A 17994-nucleotide genomic window follows, 5' to 3' on the forward strand; every position below is an offset into this window, starting at 1 on the left:
CCCTGTCGATGGTGTGGTGTGTGCCCGGTCAGGTGTCCGCGCGGGTGGCCCGCTCGAACAGCGCCACCAGTTCCCGGGCGTAGGCCTGCAGATCCAGGGCGGCGTCGCCGGCCAGCAGGAAGTTCGGCCCCTCGACGGAACGTTGCAGGCTCGTCGCCATCACCTGGACGTCGAAGGCACGGAACTCGCCGGTCTCCTGACCCCAGTGGAGGATCTGCTCCAGCGGTGACAGCGTGGTGCGCTCCTTGGGCTCGTCATAATCGATGCCGCCGTTGATGAAGATGTCGAGCAGCGCCTCCATCTCGACCGGATGCGCCCCTGAGAACTCGACGTTCCCCTCGATGTACGCGCGCAGCGCCGCCGACGCCGTCGGCCGGCCTTGCAGCCGCTCGGTCATGAACGCGGTGATCTCGCCGTAGATCTGGATCACCGCCTGCTTGACCAGCTCGCTCTTGCTCGCGAAGTGGTAGGAGATCAGGCCCGTGCTGGACAGGCCCGCGCGCTTGGCGATCTGAGCGAATGAGGCACGGGCGTATCCCAGCTCGGCGATCGTCTCGATCGCGGCGGCCACGATCTGCGCCCGCCGCGCGCTCTCCGTGAACGTCCGGCCACGCTTCCCGGACGGCGACTCATTTGCTCGCATAAGCAAACCATAGCTTAAGTAAGCAAGTCGCGCGCAAGGGGGTGGCGGCCGCGAAGCACGACCGCCTCGCGGGGCGGGTGAAGACGCCGTCCTCGACGGTGACCTCGGCGCCGGCGAGCAGGCAGTGGTGCCTGGGCGAGCCGCCGGCCGGACTCGTCGATGATCTGCTGGTTGGCCGCGTGCGGTGACACGTGGAGACGCAGGCGAGAGTCGAACTCGCACGGACGGCTTTGCAGGCCTACCTCCGCACCCGCGAACTGCGCCATAACCGCCTCGGCCCCCATCCCGTCGAGGCGGATCGTGCGCGAGGACGGAGTCGAACCGCCACAGCCGAAGCGCCCGGTTTACAGCCGGGTGGGCTCCCCGATGCCCAGCTCGCGCGTGGGGAAATCGTGGTCGGCCCGGCAGGAGTCGAACCTGCGACGCCCGGTTTGTAAGACCGGCGCTCTGACCACCTGAGCTACAGGCCGTGGTGCGACCGCGTGGCCCCAGCAGGATTCGAACCTGCAACGGACCCGGCTTCGTAGGCCGGCGCTCTCTCCATTGAGCTATAGGGCCGTGAAAAAATAGTGTCAGCACTCCGTACCGGATTTGAACCGGTGTTCTCCCGGGTGAAAGCCGGGCGTCCTGACCGCTAGACCAACGGGGCCTTCCCCGAAACGCGTCGAGGTTCGTACGTCCGGCGGGATTCGAACCCGCAACACCCGGCTCCTGAGGCCGGCGCCTCTCCCGTTGGGCTACGGACGCGTGGAGCCGCAGCGGGGGCTCGAACCCCGTCCTGCTGGGTGGAAGCCAGCTGCCTTACCCGTTCGGCCTCTGCGGCGTGATGCGCTCATGGAATTGTCAAAAGGCGTCGGCCCACATGCGGGCACGGGCAAGAGAAAAGGCCGCCCGATGGGATCCGGCGGCCTCTGGATGCGCGTGGCGATAATCTATCCAGAAGCCTGCCCGGCCAGGCCGCGACCGAGCACCACAAGCCGGCGGCAGCTGCGCCGTTCCTGCTCCAGAGTGGTGATCCCGTATCGCATGACTGGCCTTTCCTGACGTTTCCGGTCTCGACGGAGTAAACATTAACCGGCGGTCGCCGGCGGTGCCACTCATTTATTCTGACGTACCGGCCGCCGATATGGTTTCCGCCGGGGCCGGTGGGCCGCGGCCCGGCGTCAGCGGCTTTACTAGGGGGATGCGGATCGGAGAGCTGGCCGCGCTGCTCGGGGTGTCGACCCGGACGGTGCGCCACTACCACCAACAGGGCGTCCTGCCGGAGCCGCCGCGCCTGGCCAACGGCTACCGCCACTACGGCATGCGCGACGCCGTCGCCCTGGCCCGCGTACGCCGCCTCGTCCAGCTCGGGCTGAGCCTGGACGAGGCACGAGACGTGATCGCCGACGACCGGTCGAGGGAGCTGACCGAGATCCTGGCCGACATCGACGCGGATCTGGCCAGGCAGGAACGGGAGATCCGGGAGCGGCGGGCGAAGCTGGCGGAGGTGATCGGGCGGGCCGAGACGGGGTCGCTGGGCCCCGACGACATCGCCTCGCCCGACCTGCTGGCGTTCCTGCGGGTGGTGGGCCTGCCCGAGTCGAAGGCGGCGGCCTGGGACCGCGAGCTGCTGGTGCTGATGGACGGCGTGGCCGTCGAGCCCGGCAGGAGGCGCGCCTTCGTGCGGCTGGAGTCGCTGGCCGCCGATCCGGAGGCGACGGCCGTCGGGCACGAGTTCTACCGCAGGCTGGACGAGCTGGCCGACGCCGAGCCCGGCGACCCCAGGATTGCGCCGCTGGCCCGGTCGCTCGCCGACTACAGCATGGAGCACCTGCTGGCCGATTCCGGGCTGGGCGCGGACGGGTGGGATCCGGCGCTGCTGGAGCCGTTCCTCGACGGGCTGGCCCCGGCGCAGGCCGAGGCCGTGCGCCAGGCGATCGCGATCATCGCGGGCGGGATCACGGGCGATATCGCGAAGGACGCCGGCACCTCCGCGACGGCCGGGTAGCGCGAGGAAGCTCAGCGCCCCGGTACGAGGCCGTCGGCGACGAGGCCGTCGAGGACCGCCTCGCCCAGCGCCTCGACCGCGGACTTCGGGCGCACCATCACCGTGAACTCCTTGATCAGGCCGGCCTCGTCCAGGTGGATGAGGTCGATGCCGTGGATCTGCCTGCCGCGCACGGTGGCCTGGAAGACCAGGACGATCGCCGGGGTCTCGGCGCCGTCAGCGGTGGGCCGGGCGGCGCCGTCGAGCCGGCCGACGTACCGGAAGTCCTCGAAGACGCGCAGCAGCACGCCGAACAGCCCGAGGACCGCAGGTTTGCCCTCGAAGGGGGTGAACTTCACCGGGCTGTAGAGGCGGACGTCGTCGGTGAACAGCTCGTCCAGCGCGGCGAGGTCGCGCCGCTCGACGGCGGCCCTGAAACGGTCGGCGACGGTCATGGCGTCCTTCCTAGTAAAAAAGACGAATAGTCAGATTCTTGAGTATCATGGCGGCGTTCATACGGGAAGTGGAGGACGTCGCGATGGCGCTGCGGCACGCCGTGCTGGCGGCACTGCTGGACGAGGAGCTCAGCGGTTACCAGCTGGCCAAGGCGTTCGGCCTGGGCGTGGCCAACTTCTGGCACGCCCTTCCCCAGCAGCTCTACGCCGAGCTCGCCAGGCTGGAGCGGGACGGGCTGGTCAGCGGCCGGGAGGTCGTGCAGGACACCCGGCCCAACAAGCGCCTGTTCACGGCGACCGACGCCGGCCTGGCCGAGCTGGAGCGGTTCGCGGCGACCGCCAACAAACCCTCGTTCATCCGCGACGACCTGCTCGTGAAGGTCCAGGCCGCCGACCACGTCGCCGCCGGCGCGCTCATCGAGCAGCTCGCGGAGCGGGCCGCGTTCGCCGACGCCAAGATCGAGCTGCTCGGCGGCCTGCTGCGGAAGATGCGCGGCGGCATGAGCGAGGAGGAGTTCCTGCGCCACGGCGAACGCATCGGCCCCTACCTGACGTGCCTGCGCGGCATCGCGTTCGAGCAGGGCAACCGTGACTGGTGCCGCCGGAGCGCGGCGATCCTGGAAGAGAGGCGGACGGCGCATGCGCGAGGGTGACTACCTGCGTTACGTCGCCCTGGGCGACAGCCAGACCGAAGGGCTCGGCGACGGCGACGACGTCAACGGCCTGCGCGGGTGGGCCGACCGGCTCGCCGAGCGGCTCGCGGCCGCCAGTCCCGGTCTCCAGTACGCCAACCTGGCCGTGCGCGGACGGGTGGCCGCCCAGGTCCACGCCGAACAACTCGGACCGGCTCTCGCTCTCCACCCCGACCTGGCCACCGTCGTCGCCGGGGTCAACGACCTGCTCCGGCCCCGGTTCGACGCCGACGAGGTGGGCGGCCACCTGGAGGCGATGTTCGCCGCGCTCGCCGCCCAGGGCGCCCGCGTGGCCACCGTCACCTTCCCCGACCTGGCGCGGATCACCCCGCTCGCCCGCCCGTTCAGCCCGCGGGCCGCCGCGCTCAACCAGCGCATCCGCGCCGCGGCCCGCCGCCACGGGGTGGTCGTCGCCGAGACCGCCCACCACCCGGTCGTCACCGACGCCCGGTTGTGGAGCCCCGACCGGCTGCACGCCGGCCCGCTCGGGCACGAACGCATCGCCGCGGCCGTCGCCCACGCGCTGGAGTTGCCCGGCAGCAGCGACGCGTGGACGCATCCCCTGCCGCCCGAGCCGGCCCTGTCCGGGTGGCGCGCGGCGGGCGCGGAGCTGCGCTGGGTCGCCGGTTTCCTCGGCCCCTGGGCCGGCAGGCGCCTGCGCGGCCGCTCCTCCGGTGACCACCGCACGGCCAAACGCCCGGAACTGCTGCCCGTCGGTGCGCAGGTCGCCTTGCGGGAGGCGAGAACAAAGTAGTCAGTTGATGAGCACTTTGGGCGGGAGGATGGTCGCAACATCGCGAGAAAGGACCGCCCATGCTGCGTGGTCTCACCACCCTCACCTTTTATTCTCCCGACTTCGAGGCGACCAAGCACTGGTACACCGAGCTGTTCGGGATCCCGCCCTACCTGGAGACCCCCGCCTACATGGAGTGGCGCGTCGGCGACTACCGGCACGAGTTCGGCTTCGTCAGCAGCTCGTACGCCGGAACCGAGCTGGCCATGACCCCGGACCCCGGCCGGATCGGCGGCCCGGCGGGAGCCGTGGCGTTCTGGCACGTGGACGACGTGCCGGCGGCCCTCGAACGGCTCGTGGCCATGGGAGCGAAAGAGCACGACGCACCCCATGACCGTGGCGAAGGCTTCATCACCGCCTCCGTGATCGACCCGTGGGGCAACCTCCTCGGCCTGATGTACAACCCGCACTACCTTGAGGTCCTGGCCTCCAGGAAGAAGCCGTGACCGCTCGCCCGGCCGGCCGGGCGGGCGAGCCGCCTTTGCCGAGCGTTTCGCCGGCTTTTGCGGCGCCACACTACGGTGGCGGCATGGACCTCTTCTCCCGCTCCTGGACGGCGCTGCGCACGGCGGTCGCCGACCTCCCCGACGAGGACTTCGCGCGGCCGTCCGGCTGCGCCGGCTGGCTCGTGCGAGACCTCGCCTGTCACCTGATCATCGACGCTCAGGACGTGCTGATCACGCTCGTGACGCCCGCGGACAAGGAACCGACCTGCGACGCGGTGACCTACTGGAAGGTCAGCGCGACGCCGCCGACCGGCGACGACCCGCTCGACGCGCTGATCGTCCGGCTGGCCGCCGCGTACGAGGAGCCGCGGCTGCTCAAGTTCCACCTCGACGACGTCGGCTCCGCCGCCGGCCGCGCAGCCGAACTCGCCGACCCGCGCCGGCGGGTCGCCACCCAGGACATGGTCCTCACCGCGGGCGACTACCTGTCCGCGTACGTCCTGGAGTGGACGCTGCACCACCTCGACCTGATCGCGCACCTGCCGGACGCGGAGGAACCCCCCGCGGAAGGGCTCGCCCGGGCCCGCGAGATGCTGGAGCAGATCGCCGGGACCGCGTTCCCCGCGTCGTTCTCCGACAAGGACACGCTGCTCGTCGGCACGGGACGGCGGGCCCCGACCGACGCGGAGAGGGCCGAACTGGGCGGCCTGGCCGCGCGGCTCCCGTTCGTCATCGGATGATGGTCCGACTCAAGGACCAGCCCTCCGACAGGCCGGCCCAGGCCGTACGCGAGGTGGCGGCCGGGCGGCGCATCGTGGACCCGCGGCTCGCGCCGACCGCGGGGGACGTCGGCGAGATGCCGCTGTCGGGGCGGGAGGTCCGGGTGCCGGGGCCGGCCGGGGACGGCGCGGAGCCGCGGGTCCGGCGGCGCCGCCGGGGCGTGCGGGCTCCCGGCGCGCCGCGATGCCGATCGGCCGCGGGGCTCACCGCGGGGTGTAGGTGAGGCCGAGGATGCCGTTGTCCAGCCTCGTGACGTCGGCGAGCTTCAGGTAGGTGGAGTCGATGCCGTCGTACAGGCGTCCGCCGCTGCCCGCGATCACGGGGAACAACCAGAACAGGTACTCGTCGACCAGCCCGTGCTTGAGCAGGGTGCGGCTGAGCGAGCCGCCGGTGCCGACCTTCAGGATGTCGCCGCCGGGCTGCTCCTTCAGCTTGGCGACCTCCTCGACGACGTCCCCTTTGATGAGGGTGGCGTTCCAGGTGGTCTCCTTCAGCGTGGTCGAGGCGACGTACTTAGGGATGGTGTTCAGCCGCACCGCGTAGTCGCCGAACTCCTCCTCCAACTGCGGCCAGACCGGCGCGTGCGCCTCGTAGCTGAGCCGCCCGTACAGCAGGGCGTCGACGGAGAACATCAGGTCGCGGGAGCGCTGCTCGAACTCTCCTGCCCAGAACGTGCCCAGCCAGTTCTGCGGGGTGCTGATCTGGCCGTCCAGCGTCAGCACACCCTGCTCGATGATCTTCCTCATGGTCGTCCTCTCTCTACCGGAATTCGGTGTCTCTACTGACGCGTCGACCGGGATGGCCCGGGATCGACACGAAAGAGGACATCAATTTCGGGAGAACGCGGCGCGGTCGGGTTCGGGGAGCCACTGGCGGCCCGGGTCGTACGGGCGGAAGCCGGCGCGCACGGAGCTGACGAGCCCGGCCAGCATCGCATGGTGATTCTGCCGGTGGAAGAGCAGCGAGCACGGATAGACGGGGGCGGGACGGACGACAGGGAGCTGGACGACGCGCGGGTTCCAGGGCATCCGGCACGTTCCCCCCACGAAGCCGGCCCGTCCTGCGGAGGCGATCTCCTCCACGAAATACTCCCAGCCGAAGTCCGGCCCCGAGTCGTCGATCGGGATGTCGAACGCGGCGCCCAGGAGGCGGTAGTAGTCGGCCCACTCGCTGCCGGGGACGTTGCCCGGCATCCACACGGTCGAGCCGGCCAGCCGTTCGATCTCCACCTCCCGCCGGCCGGCCAGCGGGTGGTCGCGGCCGACCAGCAGGTGCACGGGCTCCAGGTAGGCAGGCACGTGCCGGAGGTGCTCCTCCAGAGGCCCGCCGACGCGGGCGAAGGCGGCGTCGATGGACCCCCGGGCGAGCGCGTCACGAGCCGACCTGAGCCCGTTGGAGGTGATGATCTCGACGTCGGCGTTCTCGGTGGCCTGGTGGAACGCCCTGACCAGGTCGACGGAGGTCGCCAGCCGGGTGTCCAGCACGTCGATCCGCAGGGCGCGGCGCCGGCCCCGCAGCGCCTCAACGGCCTGGTCGGCCAGCCCGACGAGGGCGCGCGCGTGCGGGAGGAACGCCCTGCCGTCCTCGGTGAGCGCGGCCCCGTTGCGCGAGCGGAAGAGCAGGGTCAGGCCGAGGCCTGACTCCAGCCGCGCGATCCGCTTGGAGATGGCCTGCTGGCTGATGCCCAGCCCGACGGCGGCCTCGCTGAAGGAGCGGTCCTCGGTGATGGCGACGAAGGCGCGCACGGCGCCGAGATCCAGCTCTGCCACAACCTGCGGTTGTGGCGGATCGGCGTGTCGATTGTTGGACAACCCTGCCTGCCCTCGGGTCGAATGCTCGGGTCCGCGTACGAGCTTACAACCACGAGGAGTCTTGGTCGGTGGGGTCTTTCGTCCATCTGCACGTGCACACCGAGTACAGCATGCTCGACGGAGCCGCCAAGGTCGGCCTGCTCATGGACGAGGTGGCGCGGCAGGGCATGCCCGCCGTGGCCATGAGTGACCACGGCAACGTGCACGGCGCGTACGAGTTCTACCACGCGGCGCGCAAGGCCGGCGTCAAGCCGGTCATCGGCATCGAGGCCTACGTCGCCCCCGCCTCCCGGCGCCGCAGGCAGCCGGTGTTCTACAGCGACAACCTCGCCCTGCGCAGGTCGAACGACGACACCGGCGAGGGTGGTGACGTCTCGGGGCGCGGCCTGTACACGCACATGACCATGTGGGCGGCGGACGCGAAGGGGCTGCGGAACCTGTTCCGGCTCCAGTCGCGGGCCTGGCTGGAAGGGCATGTCCAGAAATATCCGCGTATGGATGATGAACTGTTCGCCGAGCACGGCCAGGGCATCATCGCCACCACCGGCTGCCCGTCCGGAGAGGTGCAGACCCGGCTCCGCCTCGGCCAGTACGACCAGGCCGTCGAGGCCGCCGCCCGTTACCGGGACGTCTTCGGCGAGGACAACTACTTCCTGGAGGTCATGGACCACGGCCTGGCCATCGAGCGCCGGGTCCGCGACGACCTCCTCAGGCTCGGCCGGACGCTCGGCCTGCCGCCGCTGGCCACCAACGACTCCCACTACGTCACCGAGAGCCAGGCGCAGGCGCACGACGCGCTGCTGTGCATCGGCACCGGGAAACGTCTCGCCGACGCCGACCGGTTCCGCTTCGGCGGCAGCGGCTACTACGTCAAGACCGCCGAGGAGATGCGGGCGCTCTGGGACGCCGAGATCCCCGGCGCCTGCGACAACACGCTGCTGATCGCCGAGCGGATCGGCGACTACGGCGAGGTGTTCGCCCACCGCGACCTGACACCGCGCTTCCCCGTGCCCGAAGGCGAGAGCGAGTCGAGCTGGCTGCGCAAGGAGGCCCTGGACGGCGCGCGCTGCCGCTACCACGGCGAGCCGTCCCAAGACGTGCTGGACCGCATCGACTACGAGCTGTCCGTCATCGACGCCATGGGCTTCCCCGGCTACTTCCTGGTGGTCGCCGACATCTGCCGCTTCGCCCGCGAGAACGGCATCGGCCTCGGCCCCGGCCGCGGCTCGGCCACCGGGTCGATGGTCGCGTACTGCACGGGCATCACCGAGCTCGACCCCATCGAGCACAAGCTGATCTTCGAACGCTTCCTCAACCCCGAGCGGGTCACCATGCCCGACGTCGACCTCGACTTCGACGACCGGCGGCGCGACGAGATGATCGACTACGTCACCCGCAAGTACGGCGAGGAGCACGTCTGCCAGATCGTCACCTTCGGCACCATCAAGGCCAAGGCCGCCATCAAGGACTCCTGCCGCGTGCTGGGCCTGCCGTACGCGCTCGGCGACCGCATCACCAAGGCGTTCCCCGCGGCGAACGGCGGCAAGGAGATCCCGCTCGCCGCCATCCACGACGACCGCCACCCCCGCCACGGCGAGGCAGCCGAGCTGCGCCAGATGTACGAGCAGGACCCCGACGTCAAGCGGGTGATCGACACCGCGACCGGCGTGGAGAACCTCACCCGCGGCACCGGCATCCACGCCGCCGGCGTGATCCTGTCGTCCGAACCCCTGATGGACGTGGTGCCGCTGGTCAAGCCGAAGGCCGACGGCCCCGTCATCACCGGGTTCCCGTTCACGCAGGCCGAGGACATGGGCCTGCTGAAGATGGACTTCCTGGGCCTGCGCAACCTCACCGTCATCGGCGACGCCGTCGCGAACGTGCGCGCCAACAAGGGCGTCGACATCGACATCCACGACGTGCCGCTCGACGACCCGACGACGTACGAGCTGCTGGCCCGCGGGGACACGCTCGGGGTGTTCCAGCTGGACAGCGGCGGCATGCGGGTCCTGCTGCGGCTGATGCAGCCCACGACCTTCACCGACATCGCGGCCGTGAACGCGCTCTACCGGCCCGGCCCGATGGAGATGAACGCGCACACCAACTACGCGCTGCGCAAGACCGGCAAGCAGCGGGTCGAGCCCATCCACCCGGAGCTGGAGGAGGCGCTCGAACCCATCCTCGGCGACACCTACCACCTGGTGGTCTTCCAGGAGCAGGTCATGGCGATCGCCCAGCAGCTCGCCGGATACTCGCTCGGCGGCGCCGACATGCTGCGCAGGGCCATGGGCAAGAAGAAGAAGGAGGTCCTGGACGCCGAGTGGGACAGGTTCTCGGCGGGCATGCGCGACCGGGGGTTCTCCGACGAGGCGATCAGGGCGGTCTGGGACGTCCTGGTGCCGTTCAGCGGCTACGGGTTCAACAAGTCGCACACCGCCGGCTACGGCCTGGTCTCCTACTGGACGGCCTACCTCAAGGCCAACCACCCGTCCGAGTACCTGGCCGCGCTGCTCACCTCCGTCGGCGACGACAAGGACAAGATGGCCGTCTACCTGTCGGACTGCCGGCGGCTCGGCATCAAGGTGCTGCCGCCCGACGTCAACGAGAGCCGCCTCGACTTCGCCGCGGTCGGCTCCGACATCCGCTTCGGCCTGGGCGCGGTCCGCAACGTCGGGGCGAACGTGGTGGACGCGATCGTCACCACCCGCGCGGCCAAGGGCCGCTACACCGACTTCAACGACTTCCTCTCCAAGGTGCCGACCGTCGTCTGCAACAAGCGCGTCATCGAGTCGCTGGCCAAGAGCGGCGCGTTCGACAGCCTGGGGCACGACCGCGCGGCCCTGGTCGCGGTGCACGAGCAGGCCATCGACGCGGTCATCGACCTCAAGCGCAACGAGGCGCAGGGCCAGGACTCGCTGTTCGGCGAGACGGGCCAGGCCGGCGCGTTCTCGGTCGCGATCCCCGACGGCGAGTGGGACAAGGCCACCCTGCTCGCGTTCGAGCGCGAGATGCTCGGACTGTACGTGTCGAGCCACCCCCTCGACGGCGCGGAGCGTGTCCTCGACGCCCACCGGGACGTCACGATCGCGGGCCTGCTCGCCTCCGAGCGGCAGGAGGGCGTGACCCGCGTCAGCGGCATCATCTCGGGCTTGCAGCGCAAGGTCACCAAACACGGCAACCCGTGGGCGATCGTCACCCTGGAGGACCACGACGCCGCCGTGGAGTGCCTGATCTTCCCCAAGACGTACACGCTGTACGGCGAGTTGCTGGCCGACGACCGCGTGATCTCCGTCAGAGGCCGCATCAACGTCCGGGACGAGACGATGAGCATCTACGGCGAGGAGATCGCCCTCCTCGACGTCTCCACCGCGAACACCGCCTCCCCCGTCGTCATCTCGATCCAGGAGGCGCGCCTGAGCCGGCGCCTGGTGCGGGAGTTCAAGCACATCCTGACCGCCCATCCCGGGCCGGCGCCCGTCCACGTGCGCCTGCACCGCCAGGGCCGCAAGGACCTGCTGCTCAACCTCGTACCGTTCCGCGTCGCCGCGGAGCCGGCGTTCTACGGCGACGTCAAGGCGCTGCTGGGTGCCGGCTCGATCGGCGCGCCATGAGCCCTGCCTGCCCGCTCCCGGCCCGAGCGGCGCGGGCAGCGTGGGCAGCGCGGGCGCGGGCGCGGGACCCGGTGTCCCAAGGGTTGCGCTACCCGAATTGTGCTGACATGATCACACCGAGGTAATGATCATGACTTTCAGCGCTGAGCCCTCCCTCCCGGACCAGTCAGGACGACTGGCACTGGTCACCGGCGCCAACAGCGGCATCGGCTACGTCACCGCCCGCGAACTGGCCCGTCATGGCGCCCACGTCGTGCTGGCCTGCCGCGACCCCGGACGCGGGCAGGCCGCCCTCGCCCGCCTCCGTGACGAGGTGCCCGGCGCGCAGGCCGAGCTGCGCCGCGTGGACCTGGCCGACCTGGCCTCCATCCGCGAGTTCGCCGCCCGGTGGGACCACGACCGGCTCGACCTGCTGGTCAACAACGCGGGCGTGGCGATCGGGCCGTTCACCAGGACCGAGGACGGCTTCGAGCGGCAGTTCGGGACCAACCATCTGGGCACCTTCGCCCTCACCGGCGGGCTGCTGCCACACCTGCTGGCCGCGCCCGAGCCGCGCGTCGTCACCGTCAGCAGCGAGGTCCAGCGGTTCTGCACCTTCAACCTGGACAACCTCAACGCCGAACGCGGCTACAACACGTTCGTGGCCTACATGCGGTCCAAGCGGGCCAACCTCTACTTCGCCATGGAGCTGCAGCGCCGGGCGGACGCCGCCGGGCAGCCGTTACGCAGCATGGCCGTCGTGCCGGAACTCAGCCGGACCAACGTGTTCATGGCCGGCGTCCACAGCAGCAAGGGCCGGCTCTACCGGACGCTGATCCGCATGATGCTGCGGGTCGCCTTCCGTCCCCCGGAGAGCGGCGCCAAGCCCTCCCTGCACGCGGCGACCGCCGCGGACCTGCCCGGAGGCAGCTTCATCGTGCCGCGAGGCCCGTTCCACGCGTACGGCTCCCCCACCCGGTGCACGCGTGCCCCCGGACTCCACGACGCCGCCACCGCCCGGCGGCTGTGGCACCTGTCCGAGAAGCTCACCGGCGTCGACTACCGGTGGCCTGAGCCGGCATCCGGCTGACCGGCCACGCCGGGGCGCGCGACCGGCATCGCTGAACACCTCCGGAGCGGCCCGCGTATCTCCTCATGACCTGCCGATCGTGAGGAGGCGTCCACAGTGGCCGTTCCCGCAGGGACTGGGCGAACCGCGACGGCCGTCGCGCTGGCGGCGGCCACGCTGCTCGGCGCTCCCGGCACGGCCGCCGCCGATCCGTCTCCCGCCAAGGCCAGGGCCAGGCTGGTGAAACTCAACGAGCAGGCCGACCAGGTGGTCGAGCGGTACAACCAGGCCACGGAGGCCCACAAGAAGGCGAAGAAGGCGTACGACGCCCTCGACGCCGAACTCGGGCGCCGGTCGGCCAGGGCCGATGGCCTGCGCCGGGACCTCGCCGCGCTGGCGGCCCGCGACTACCGGCTCGGGTCCTTTCCCGCCTGGAGCGGGCTGACCGGCCGGAGCGACCCCGAGGCGGTCCTGGGCTCCATGGCCTCTCTCGACCAGATCGCGCAGGCCGAGGCTGCGAAGGTGCGCGCCTTCGAGGCCGCGACCAAGGACCTGCGCGACCGGCGCGACCAGGCGAAAAGCGTCCTGCGCAAGGCCGACGCCGCACGCGACGAGGTGCGCGGCGAGAAGGCGAAGGTCGACAAGCTGGTCGACCAGCAGACCAAGCTCCTGCGCCGGCTGGGCATCTACAACAAGGGCAACCCGAGCAGCCCCGGCATCCCGTACACCGGGGCGGCCTCGGGCAACGCCCGCGAGGCGCTCGACTTCGCCTTCGCCCAGGTCGGCAAGCCCTACCAGTACGGTGGCACGGGCCCGGGCTCCTTCGACTGCTCCGGTCTCGTCCAGGCCGCCTGGCGCGCCGCGGGGGTCGAGCTGCCGCGCACCACCTGGAGCCAGTGGAGCTGGGGCGCCGACCGCCGCGTCCCCCTGGACGACGTGGAGCCCGGCGACCTGCTCTTCAGCAAGGGGCTGGGGCACATGGGGATGTACGCGGGCGGCGGGAAGATGGTGCACGCGCCGCAGACCGGAGACGTGATCAAGGTGGTCGACCTCGACGACTACTGGCGGGGCCGCCTGGCCGGCGCGGTCCGGCCCTGACGGCTCACGCGCGGACGTAGCGGTCGAGGACGGTGCGCGCGGCGGCGCGGATCGACGGGCCGGGATCGTCGGGCACGCCGGTGGTCAGCGCGGTGAACAGGATGCCGAGGACACTCGTCTCCAGCAGCATCGCGTCCTGTTCCGTGACGGTGATGCCGGCGGCGCGGCACTGGCGCACGATGAGGTCGCGCCGCTCGCGCAGGGCATCGGCCAGCATGCCCCGCAGGGCGGGGTTGCGGGTGCTCTCCAGGTGCAGCTCGAACAGCGCCAGCGGCTCGCCGCGCTCGTCGGCCACCATCAGGGTGAGCACCTGCACCAGCGCCTCTTCCAGGTGGGCGGGGTCGAGCGGGCGCACCACGTGGGCGTCGACCCGTTCGGACAGGCGCCGGCCGATCCGCTGGACGATGGCGTCCATCAGGGCGTCGCGGGTGCGGAAGTAGCGCGAGGTGGTGCCGTCAGGGACGCCGGCGGCGGCGTCGACGGCCCGGTGGGTCAGCCCGCGGGAGCCTTTCTCCGCGAGCACCGCGATGGCGGCGCCGGCGAGGTGGTCGCGGCGCTGGGGATTAGGGCGTGGCACGGTCGGGTCGGTCTCCCCGGTCGGTGTGGTCTGTGGGGCCGCACCATTTCACCAGAGCCTGCCGGATGCCGTCGCGGTCTCCGGCCCAGGCCACGTATCCGTCGGGGCGGATCAGCGCCGCCCCCGGCCGCAGACCACCGAGCGGGCGCACCGGCCGGACCCGGTCGGCCCACGGCCGCGCGGCGGTGGTGCCGCCGGAGGTCAGCAGGACGAACCGGCCCTCCCGAAGGACCTCGTAGAGGCGCCCGCCGGTGGTCGGCCCGTCGGGCGCGCGGCGGCCGGCCAGCGGGTGGGCACCCGCGTCGCCGGGAGGGTAGGCGATCTCCAGCCCGGACATCAGCCCCAGGATGCGGCGGCGGCCGGGGCCGGTGTGCAGCAGGGCGGCCATGACGTGCCGGCTCGTCCGCAGCCGGAGCCGCGAGCCGGTCAGGACCAGCCGGGTGAGATGGTCGGTCAGCGCCAGCACGGCGGCGCCCACCGGATGCCGCTCGGCGTGGTAGGTGTCGAGCAGCCAGGGCGGAGCCCATCCGCGCAGGTCGGCGGCGAGCTTCCAGCCGAGGTTGACGGCGTCCTGGATGCCGGTGTTCATGCCCTGGCCGCCGATGGGGGAGTTCACGTGCGCGGCGTCGCCGGCCAGGAACACCCGTCCCGACCGGTAGGCGCGGGCCTGGCGGCGCTCGGCGGCGAAGCGGGAGAACCAGCGCGGCTCGCTCATCCGGTAGTCGGTGCCGGCGATGTCCTCGAACGCGTGGCGGATCTGCCCGAAGGCCGGCTCCCGGCCCGGGTCGTCCCCGCCCAGCAGCCACGCGCCGACCCGGAACCAGCCGTCGCCGAACGGGATGGCCACGACCGCGCCCGCCGCGCCGACCTGGGTGATGGGCGGCAGGTGAGGTCCGGGGATGCGGACGTCGGCCAGCAGCATGGGCAGGCTGTAGGTCTCGCCCGCGAAGCCCACGTCCAGCAGCTCGCGGACGGTGCTGTGGGCGCCGTCGGCGCCGATGACGTACCGGGCCGGCACCTCGGTGCCGTCCTCCAGCGCGAGCCGTACGGACCCGGCGTCCTGGGAGAGGCCGACGACGCCGGCGTTCCTGACGATCTCCACGCCGAGCTCGGCGGCGCGCTCGCGCAGCACCTCCTCGGTGCCGCTCTGCGGCACGATCAGCAACATCGGGTAGCGCGTGGCGAGCCGCTCGAAGTCGACCCGGGAGGCGTAGGCGGGGTGCACCGTGCCGAGCGGGTTTCCCCGCGCGACCAGCTCGTCTCCCAGGCCCCGGGCGTCGAGCAGTTCCAGGGCCCGGGCGTGCAGGCCGAACGCCCGGGTGACGCCGGTCCCACCGTTCCGCTTCTCGACGATTCTGCAGCGTACGCCGGCCAGAGCCAGCTCACAGGCGGCCATCAGCCCGGTCGGGCCCGCGCCCACGATGACGACGTCGTCCATGTGGTCCTCGTTTCGCTACAAATGTATCGCTACATTTATAGCGTATGCGATCGCTGCTGGAATTTAAGTCGCGCATGTCCAGCTCTGGGCCGGATATGGTGAGTGCCGGATATCGGGAGGGTCGATGCAGGCAAGTCGCAGACGGGCCACGCTGGCCACCGTTGCCGCCGCGGCCGGCGTGTCGGTGGCCACCGTGTCCAAGGTGCTCAACGACCGCAGCGACGTCGCACCCGCCACCCGGGCCTTGGTGCGGTCCCTGCTGCAGGAGCACGGCTACGTCCCGCCGCGGCGTGGCCGGACCGAACCCGGCACCGTCGAGGTGCAGGTGGACGAGCTCTGCGCGTGCTCGTCCGAGATCATCAAGGGTGTGATGGAGGCGGGCACCGCGTCAGGCGTGTCGGTCGTCATCACCCGAAGGGCCACCGGGCCCCTCGACGTGACCGCCGGACGCCGGGCGGTGATCACCCTCTTCGAGGAGCCTGCCCCGCGGCAGCTCGCCGCGCTCTCACGGGCCGGCCTGCCGGTCGTCGTCATCGACCCGCTCGGCCTCCCCGGCGCCTCGGTGACCAGCGTGGGCCCCACGAACTTCGCCGGCGGCCTGTCCGCCACCCAGCACCTGCTGGCCCTCGGCCACCGCCGCATCGCCTACCTCGGCGGCCCCGCCACCGCGGCCTCCAACCAGGCCCGCATGTACGGCTACCGCGCCGCCATGGAGGCCGCGGACGTGCCCGTCCTGCCGGGATACGTGGTCACGCCCGGCTACTGCTATCCCGACGGGGTGCGGGGAGGCGCCGCCCTGCTCGACCTGTCCCCCGCGCCGACGGCCGTCTTCGTGGCCTCCGACGAGGCCGCCTTCGGCGCGATCCATGCCGCCAGGGCCCGTGGCCTGCGCGTCCCCGAAGATCTCAGCGTCGTCGGCTTCGACGACACGGACGTCGCCTACATGTCCTCGCCGCGGCTGACCACCGTACGCCAGCCGCTGCGCGAGATGGGGGCGGTCGCCCTGCGCACGGCCCTGCGGCTGGCCGCCGGCGAGGAGATCGAGTCCCGTCACGTCGAGCTCGCCACCGAACTGGTCGTACGCGAGTCGAGCCTGGCCGCCTGACCGCGGGCCGCACCGATCCGGCCCGCGGACCGCCTCCCCGACCGGCGGTACACCGTGAGACGGAACGGGATCGGGAGAGCGTGAAGAAGCAGGTGAGCGGCTCAGAGGAGTCGACGGCATGGTCAACCGGGGTCACGACCGGCTGCCGGGGGCGACGTCCCCGCGCATCCGCCGCGCCGCGCGGGCCGCGGCGCGGCGGATGCCCGCGTACCCGGTGCAGCGGCAGAGGTTGGAGGCGAGGACCTCGTCCATCCGCCGCTCGTCGTGGTCCAGGTCCGGCTCCTCGGCGAGCGCGCCGGCGAGCAGCATGAGGAACCCGGGCGTGCAGAACCCGCACTGCAGGGCGTGCTCGGCGGCGAACGCCTCCTGCAGCGGGTGCGGCCCGCCGTCGCCCGCGAGCCCCTCGACCGTACGGACGTCGGCGCCGTCCGCCTGGACGGCCAGGACGAGGCAGGAGCGGATGGCGGTGCCGTCGACCAGTACGGTGCACGAGCCGCAGACCCCGTGCTCGCATCCCAGCGTCGTGCCGGTCAGCTTGAGCCCGTCGCGCAGCGCGTCGGCGAGGCTGGTGCGCGGCTCGACGTCGAGCCGGTGGGTGCTGCCGTTGACGGTGAGCTCGACGTTCATGGTGTTCCCGCGTTCTCGACGGCTCGGGCGAGGCAGCGCCGCACCAGGGTGGCCAGCGCGTGCCTGCGGTAGGCGGCCGGCGCGTGCGGCTCGTCGGCCGGGTCGGCCTCGGCGGCGGCTCGGGCCGCGGCCTGCGCGCGCAGGTCCGGCTCCGGCCGCTCCCCCATCATCAGGTGCTCGGCCTCGACGGCGCGCAAGGGGATGTCGGCGGCGTTGGCGAGCCCGATACGGATCCACGCCACGCGGCCCTCGGACACGCGCAGCATGACCAGGGCGGCGGCGAGCGCGAAGCTGCCGTGGGTGCGGCGGTGCTCCGCGAACGCCACGACGGCCCCCGCGGGCGGGCGCGGCAGCCGCACGCCGGTGACGAGTTCCTCCGGCAGGCAGGCGGTGGTGAAGGCGCCGCGGAACCACGAGCCGGCGGGCACCGTACGCCGGCCGGACGGGCCGTCCAGCTCGATCCCGGCGTCGAGCGCCATGGCCAGCGCGCACCACTCCGACGCCGGATGCGCCCAGGCCAGGCTCCCGGCGAAGGTGCCGCGCGCGCGGATGGGCGGGTGGGCGACGTACGGCGCGACCTGGCGGAACAGCTCGGCGAGCGGGTCGCCGAACCGGGCGTGCTCCAGCTGGGCGTGCCGGACCAGCGCGCCGATGTGCACGGAGCCGTCCTCGACCGCGATGTCCGACAGCCCGGGGATGCGGTTGACGTCGACCACGAGGGCCGGGCGCTCGGTCCGGTAACGCAGCTCGATGAGCAGGCTCTGACCGCCGGCGAGCACCCGGCTCTCCGGCCCTCGCTCGGCCAGCACGGCCACCGCCTCCGGCACGGAAGCGGGCGCTACGTAGTCGAATTGTGGCGGTTTCATGTCCCTCATCCCGGGCATCCGATATCCACGTTGGT

18 protein-coding genes and 7 tRNA genes are annotated in these 17994 nt (G+C 71.7%); 10 read left to right on the forward strand and 15 right to left on the reverse strand.

The window, feature by feature from the left end; genetic code table 11:
* Positions 1–28: 28 nt before the first annotated feature.
* The 8 genes from E1292_RS11555 to E1292_RS11590 form a co-directional block, all read right to left on the reverse strand.
* Positions 29–643 carry a TetR/AcrR family transcriptional regulator gene (locus E1292_RS11555; RefSeq protein WP_132594887.1) on the reverse strand — a complete coding sequence of 205 codons (615 nt, stop codon included), beginning with the start codon at positions 641–643 and terminating at the stop codon, positions 29–31.
* Between the two features lie 192 nt (positions 644–835).
* Positions 836–907: transfer RNA gene (locus E1292_RS11560), tRNA-OTHER, on the reverse strand.
* Positions 908–944: 37 nt separating this feature from the next.
* A tRNA-Tyr gene (locus E1292_RS11565) sits at positions 945–1024 on the reverse strand.
* 12 nt (positions 1025–1036) lie between these two features.
* Positions 1037–1113 (reverse strand) — tRNA-Val (locus E1292_RS11570).
* Between the two features lie 13 nt (positions 1114–1126).
* A tRNA-Arg gene (locus E1292_RS11575) sits at positions 1127–1201 on the reverse strand.
* Between the two features lie 18 nt (positions 1202–1219).
* Positions 1220–1292 (reverse strand) — tRNA-Glu (locus tag E1292_RS11580).
* 25 nt (positions 1293–1317) lie between these two features.
* Positions 1318–1390: transfer RNA gene (locus tag E1292_RS11585), tRNA-Leu, on the reverse strand.
* Position 1391: 1 nt separating this feature from the next.
* Positions 1392–1466 (reverse strand) — tRNA-Gly (locus E1292_RS11590).
* 360 nt (positions 1467–1826) lie between these two features.
* On the opposite strand from E1292_RS11590, the gene E1292_RS11595 reads away from it, so the two are divergent.
* The gene (locus tag E1292_RS11595; RefSeq protein ID WP_132594889.1) at positions 1827–2633 is read left to right on the forward strand and encodes a MerR family transcriptional regulator; all 807 of its coding nucleotides are present in this window, start codon (positions 1827–1829) and stop codon (positions 2631–2633) included.
* Positions 2634–2644: 11 nt separating this feature from the next.
* Here the strand turns inward: E1292_RS11595 and E1292_RS11600 are convergent, their stop codons facing one another.
* Positions 2645–3067: a nuclear transport factor 2 family protein gene (locus E1292_RS11600; RefSeq protein ID WP_132594891.1), complete on the reverse strand. Its 423-nt coding sequence runs from the start codon at positions 3065–3067 to the stop codon at positions 2645–2647.
* Positions 3068–3114: 47 nt separating this feature from the next.
* Between E1292_RS11600 and E1292_RS11605 the strand changes: the two genes are divergently transcribed.
* From E1292_RS11605 to E1292_RS11625, 5 genes are all read left to right on the forward strand, one after another.
* On the forward strand, positions 3115–3720 hold the full coding sequence (locus E1292_RS11605) for a PadR family transcriptional regulator (RefSeq protein ID WP_246090060.1): 606 nt from the start codon (positions 3115–3117) through the stop codon (positions 3718–3720).
* Complete coding sequence (locus E1292_RS11610; protein ID WP_132594893.1) at positions 3707–4513, forward strand: SGNH/GDSL hydrolase family protein; 807 nt, start codon at positions 3707–3709, stop codon at positions 4511–4513. The genes E1292_RS11605 and E1292_RS11610 overlap by 14 nt, the downstream gene beginning before the upstream one ends.
* A gap of 59 nt (positions 4514–4572) precedes the next feature.
* A complete protein-coding gene (locus E1292_RS11615; RefSeq protein WP_132594895.1) occupies positions 4573–4998 on the forward strand; it encodes a VOC family protein in 426 nt (141 codons plus the stop codon).
* A gap of 83 nt (positions 4999–5081) precedes the next feature.
* Complete coding sequence (locus tag E1292_RS11620) at positions 5082–5738, forward strand: maleylpyruvate isomerase N-terminal domain-containing protein (protein WP_132594897.1); 657 nt, start codon at positions 5082–5084, stop codon at positions 5736–5738.
* Positions 5738–6001: a hypothetical protein gene (locus E1292_RS11625; protein ID WP_132594899.1), complete on the forward strand. Its 264-nt coding sequence runs from the start codon at positions 5738–5740 to the stop codon at positions 5999–6001. Before E1292_RS11620 ends, E1292_RS11625 begins: the two co-directional genes overlap by 1 nt.
* Here E1292_RS11625 and E1292_RS11630 read toward each other — a convergent pair.
* Both E1292_RS11630 and E1292_RS11635 read right to left on the reverse strand, forming a co-directional pair.
* Entirely contained in the window at positions 5982–6524 is a 543-nt protein-coding gene (locus tag E1292_RS11630; protein ID WP_132594901.1) for a dihydrofolate reductase family protein, read from the reverse strand. The genes E1292_RS11625 and E1292_RS11630 overlap by 20 nt on opposite strands.
* A gap of 81 nt (positions 6525–6605) precedes the next feature.
* Positions 6606–7547 (reverse strand): LysR family transcriptional regulator, encoded by a 942-nt coding sequence (locus E1292_RS11635; RefSeq protein ID WP_132594903.1) that lies wholly within the window; start codon positions 7545–7547, stop codon positions 6606–6608.
* Between the two features lie 110 nt (positions 7548–7657).
* Between E1292_RS11635 and dnaE the strand changes: the two genes are divergently transcribed.
* From dnaE to E1292_RS11650, 3 genes are all read left to right on the forward strand, one after another.
* A complete protein-coding gene (gene dnaE / locus E1292_RS11640) occupies positions 7658–11200 on the forward strand; it encodes a DNA polymerase III subunit alpha (protein WP_132594905.1) in 3543 nt (1180 codons plus the stop codon).
* Positions 11201–11330: 130 nt separating this feature from the next.
* On the forward strand, positions 11331–12269 hold the full coding sequence (locus E1292_RS11645) for an oxidoreductase (protein ID WP_132594907.1): 939 nt from the start codon (positions 11331–11333) through the stop codon (positions 12267–12269).
* A gap of 96 nt (positions 12270–12365) precedes the next feature.
* The gene (locus E1292_RS11650) at positions 12366–13346 is read left to right on the forward strand and encodes a C40 family peptidase (protein ID WP_246090061.1); all 981 of its coding nucleotides are present in this window, start codon (positions 12366–12368) and stop codon (positions 13344–13346) included.
* Between the two features lie 4 nt (positions 13347–13350).
* Here the strand turns inward: E1292_RS11650 and E1292_RS11655 are convergent, their stop codons facing one another.
* Both E1292_RS11655 and E1292_RS11660 read right to left on the reverse strand, forming a co-directional pair.
* Positions 13351–13923, reverse strand: a complete 573-nt coding sequence (locus E1292_RS11655) for a TetR/AcrR family transcriptional regulator (protein ID WP_132594909.1) — start codon at positions 13921–13923, stop codon at positions 13351–13353.
* The gene (locus E1292_RS11660) at positions 13910–15361 is read right to left on the reverse strand and encodes an FAD-dependent monooxygenase (RefSeq protein WP_132594911.1); all 1452 of its coding nucleotides are present in this window, start codon (positions 15359–15361) and stop codon (positions 13910–13912) included. The genes E1292_RS11655 and E1292_RS11660 overlap by 14 nt, the downstream gene beginning before the upstream one ends.
* 124 nt (positions 15362–15485) lie before the next feature.
* Between E1292_RS11660 and E1292_RS11665 the strand changes: the two genes are divergently transcribed.
* Positions 15486–16466, forward strand: a complete 981-nt coding sequence (locus E1292_RS11665; protein ID WP_132594913.1) for a LacI family DNA-binding transcriptional regulator — start codon at positions 15486–15488, stop codon at positions 16464–16466.
* Positions 16467–16598: 132 nt separating this feature from the next.
* Here E1292_RS11665 and E1292_RS11670 read toward each other — a convergent pair whose 3' ends face one another.
* Positions 16599–17093 (reverse strand): (2Fe-2S)-binding protein, encoded by a 495-nt coding sequence (locus E1292_RS11670; RefSeq protein WP_132594915.1) that lies wholly within the window; start codon positions 17091–17093, stop codon positions 16599–16601.
* Positions 17090–17959: an FAD binding domain-containing protein gene (locus E1292_RS11675; protein WP_132594917.1), complete on the reverse strand. Its 870-nt coding sequence runs from the start codon at positions 17957–17959 to the stop codon at positions 17090–17092. The genes E1292_RS11670 and E1292_RS11675 overlap by 4 nt, the downstream gene beginning before the upstream one ends.
* Positions 17960–17994: the final 35 nt, after the last annotated feature.

Origin of the sequence: Nonomuraea deserti, assembly GCF_004348685.1 — a bacterium.
GTDB classification, from domain to species: Bacteria; Actinomycetota; Actinomycetes; order Streptosporangiales; family Streptosporangiaceae; genus Nonomuraea; species Nonomuraea deserti.

Excerpts from the sequence above, each read along its gene's own strand:
- E1292_RS11665 (WP_132594913.1), top strand. The coding sequence starts at position 15,486 with ATGCAGGCAAGTCGCAGACGGGCCACGCTGGCCACCGTTGCCGCCGCG.
- E1292_RS11660 (WP_132594911.1), bottom strand. The coding sequence starts at position 15,361 with ATGGACGACGTCGTCATCGTGGGCGCGGGCCCGACCGGGCTGATGGCC.
- E1292_RS11625 (WP_132594899.1), top strand. The coding sequence starts at position 5,738 with ATGGTCCGACTCAAGGACCAGCCCTCCGACAGGCCGGCCCAGGCCGTA.
- E1292_RS11605 (WP_246090060.1), top strand. The coding sequence starts at position 3,115 with ATGGCGGCGTTCATACGGGAAGTGGAGGACGTCGCGATGGCGCTGCGG.
- E1292_RS11615 (WP_132594895.1), top strand. The coding sequence starts at position 4,573 with ATGCTGCGTGGTCTCACCACCCTCACCTTTTATTCTCCCGACTTCGAG.
- E1292_RS11610 (WP_132594893.1), top strand. The coding sequence starts at position 3,707 with ATGCGCGAGGGTGACTACCTGCGTTACGTCGCCCTGGGCGACAGCCAG.
- E1292_RS11645 (WP_132594907.1), top strand. The coding sequence starts at position 11,331 with ATGACTTTCAGCGCTGAGCCCTCCCTCCCGGACCAGTCAGGACGACTG.
- E1292_RS11555 (WP_132594887.1), bottom strand. The coding sequence starts at position 643 with ATGCGAGCAAATGAGTCGCCGTCCGGGAAGCGTGGCCGGACGTTCACG.
- E1292_RS11600 (WP_132594891.1), bottom strand. The coding sequence starts at position 3,067 with ATGACCGTCGCCGACCGTTTCAGGGCCGCCGTCGAGCGGCGCGACCTC.
- E1292_RS11675 (WP_132594917.1), bottom strand. The coding sequence starts at position 17,959 with ATGAAACCGCCACAATTCGACTACGTAGCGCCCGCTTCCGTGCCGGAG.
- E1292_RS11620 (WP_132594897.1), top strand. The coding sequence starts at position 5,082 with ATGGACCTCTTCTCCCGCTCCTGGACGGCGCTGCGCACGGCGGTCGCC.
- E1292_RS11630 (WP_132594901.1), bottom strand. The coding sequence starts at position 6,524 with ATGAGGAAGATCATCGAGCAGGGTGTGCTGACGCTGGACGGCCAGATC.
- E1292_RS11595 (WP_132594889.1), top strand. The coding sequence starts at position 1,827 with ATGCGGATCGGAGAGCTGGCCGCGCTGCTCGGGGTGTCGACCCGGACG.
- E1292_RS11670 (WP_132594915.1), bottom strand. The coding sequence starts at position 17,093 with ATGAACGTCGAGCTCACCGTCAACGGCAGCACCCACCGGCTCGACGTC.